Below are 367 nucleotides of genomic sequence, written 5' to 3'. Positions count from 1 at the left end.
GTTTGCCGGAGGGCCGGATAATCCTTTCTGAGGCCACAATTTACCTGGCCAGCGCTCCGAAGAGCAATAGCGCCTACAAAGCCATAGACGCGGCCATGTCTGCGGTAGAAGGAGGAGAGCCGAACACCACGTCCGAGACCCTACATGAGCTAATCTGCATGCCCGGTCTTAAAGGGTTTTAACGGGCACTTGGTTTGATGTAAGGCAAATGAGGCATGTTTGGGTTTTGTAGATCTGTGACAAGAAAAAATTATTGTTTATAGCGGAACGACCACGGGATGGCCTTTGATGCGCTCGATGGCGACGTTGACCCCATAGACAGCTTCTACCATGGCTGGTGTAACGTTTGCACAACTCGATGCGGAAT

Annotated in this window: 1 protein-coding gene; it reads left to right on the top strand. The window is 51.2% G+C overall.

Annotated elements, in window-relative coordinates:
* Positions 1–182 (top strand): AAA family ATPase (locus EZM41_RS01310; protein WP_446697799.1); only part of this gene is annotated, 182 nt, incomplete at its 5' end.
* Positions 183–367 lie beyond the last annotated feature (185 nt).

The sequence above is a fragment of the Acetomicrobium sp. S15 = DSM 107314 genome, assembly GCF_016125955.1.
GTDB lineage: Bacteria > Synergistota > Synergistia > Synergistales > Thermosynergistaceae > Thermosynergistes > Thermosynergistes pyruvativorans.
This window is presented reverse-complemented; position numbering and strand designations above follow the sequence as displayed.